Raw genomic sequence first — 1972 nt, forward strand, 5'->3', positions numbered from 1 at the left:
GATCAGGCGGCGCACCCCGCGCGGGTCCGTGCGGACGTCGATGCCGGCGACCTCGGCACGCCCCTCGTCGGCCTCGATGAGCGTGGTGAAGATCTTGACGGCGGTGGTCTTGCCGGCGCCGTTCGGCCCGAGCACGGCCAGCACGCTCCCGGTCGGGACCCGCAGGTCGATACCGGCCAGGGCGGTGACGCTCTTGTAGCGCTTGACCAACCCCTCGGCGAGGATCGCGTCGCTCATCGGGTGGTCCGCCCCTCGGTGGCTGAGTGCATGCGCACCAGTATCGGGGGGACTGGAACCGGTGTGCAGTGGGCACGCTTCCGGCATGTCGCTCTCCACCAAGAACGTCGGCCGGTACGCCGCGCTCGCCCGCCTGCTGGTCCGGCACGGCCGCTCCGACCTCGTCGCCGGCGTCGGGCTCGACGAGTTCAACTTCGACGACGACCCGCCGATGGGCGACGAGGAGATGGCCCAGGCCTTCGCCCGGGACCTTGAGGAGCTCGGCCCGACGTACATCAAGCTCGGCCAGCTGCTCTCGACCCGCTTCGACCTGCTGCCCGCGGCGTACACCCAGGCGCTCTCGCGGCTCCAGGACGACGCCGAACCCCTGGACTTCGAGGTGGTGCGCGAGGTCGTCGAGTCCGAGCTCGGCGGCCAGCTCCGGCACCTCTTCGCGGACTTCGAGGAGAAGCCGCTCGCGGCCGCCTCGCTGGGCCAGGTGCACCGCGCCACCTTGCCGTCGGGCCGTGAGGTGGTGGTCAAGGTGCAGCGGCCGCACGCGCGGGAGGTCGCCCGCGAGGACATGGAGACGCTGACCCAGCTCGCCGGCCTGGTGGACCGGCACACCGAGGCCGGTCGGCGCTACGGCTTCGAGCAGCTGCTGGCGCAGTTCCGTCGTTCGCGGGCCGGCGAGCTGGACTACCGCCGCGAGGCCCGCAACCTGGAGAAGTTTGCCGAGCTGACCGAGGGCTACGACCTGCTGGTCGTGCCGTTGCCGGTCGCGGACCACTCGACCTCGCGGGTGCTGACCATGGACCGGATCGAGGGTCGCAAGGTGACCGACGTCGGCCAGCTCGGGCTGCTCGACGTGGACGCCCGCCCGATCGTGGAACAGCTCTTCCGCTGTTACCTCACCCTGATGCTCGACCACGGTGTGCTGCACGCCGACCCGCACCCGGGGAACCTGATGCTGACCGACGACGGGCGGCTCGCGCTGCTCGACCTGGGCATGGTCAGCTCGGTGTCGCCGCGGCTGCAGGACAAGGTGGTCAAGCTGCTGCTCGCGATCGGCGACGGTGACGGCGAGGAGGCGGCCGCGGTCCTGGCCGGGATGGGGCACCCGCTCGAGGAGTACGACGCCGGCGCCTTCCGCGCCGAGGTCGCGCACCTGGTCTCCGAGGCGGCTGCCGCGGGTCCGGAGCTGCAGGCGGGGACCGTGCTCGTGGAGCTGAGCCGGCTGTCGGGGTCGCACGGGCTGCGGCCGCCGGCGGAGATGTCGATGATCGGCAAGGCGCTGCTCAACCTCGACCAGACGACGCTGCACCTCGACCCGGACTTCGACCCGGCCGAGGCGATCCGGCACAACGTCTCGGACCTGCTCAGCAGCGGTCTGAAGCTCAGCCGGGGCGGCATCATGGCCGCCGCGATCGAGGCGAAGGAGTTCACCTCGATGCTGCCCAAGCGCGGCAACCGGATCCTGGACAACCTCGCCGAGGGCGAGTTCCGGGTGCGGGTGCAGGCGATCGACGAGGAGCGGTTGCACACGGTGCTGCAGCGGGTGGCGAACCGGCTGACGCTGGGCATCATCATCGCCGCGACGGTGCTCGGGGCGGCCGCGATGATGCGGGTGCCCAGCGACCACCGGATCTGGGGCTACCCGGCGATCGCGATGGTCTTCTTCATGTTCGCGGTGCTGGCCGGGGCGGCGCTGGCGCTGTGGATCGTGCTCACCGACCGCAAGGTCGCCCGGGCGGCC

Annotated in this window: 2 protein-coding genes; one reads left to right on the forward strand and one right to left on the reverse strand. The window is 71.5% G+C overall.

Going from position 1 to position 1972, the window contains the following annotated elements; genetic code table 11:
* A partial coding sequence (locus ABZE72_RS16760) for an ATP-binding cassette domain-containing protein (protein ID WP_372730172.1) occupies nt 1-237 on the reverse strand: 237 nt, incomplete at its 3' end.
* Nucleotides 238-322: 85 nt separating this feature from the next.
* On the opposite strand from ABZE72_RS16760, the gene ABZE72_RS16765 reads away from it, so the two are divergent.
* On the forward strand, nt 323-1972 hold a 1650-nt coding region (locus tag ABZE72_RS16765), incomplete at its 3' end, for an ABC1 kinase family protein (protein ID WP_372730173.1).

Source organism: Nocardioides sp. (assembly GCF_041600255.1).
GTDB lineage: Bacteria > Actinomycetota > Actinomycetes > Propionibacteriales > Nocardioidaceae > Nocardioides.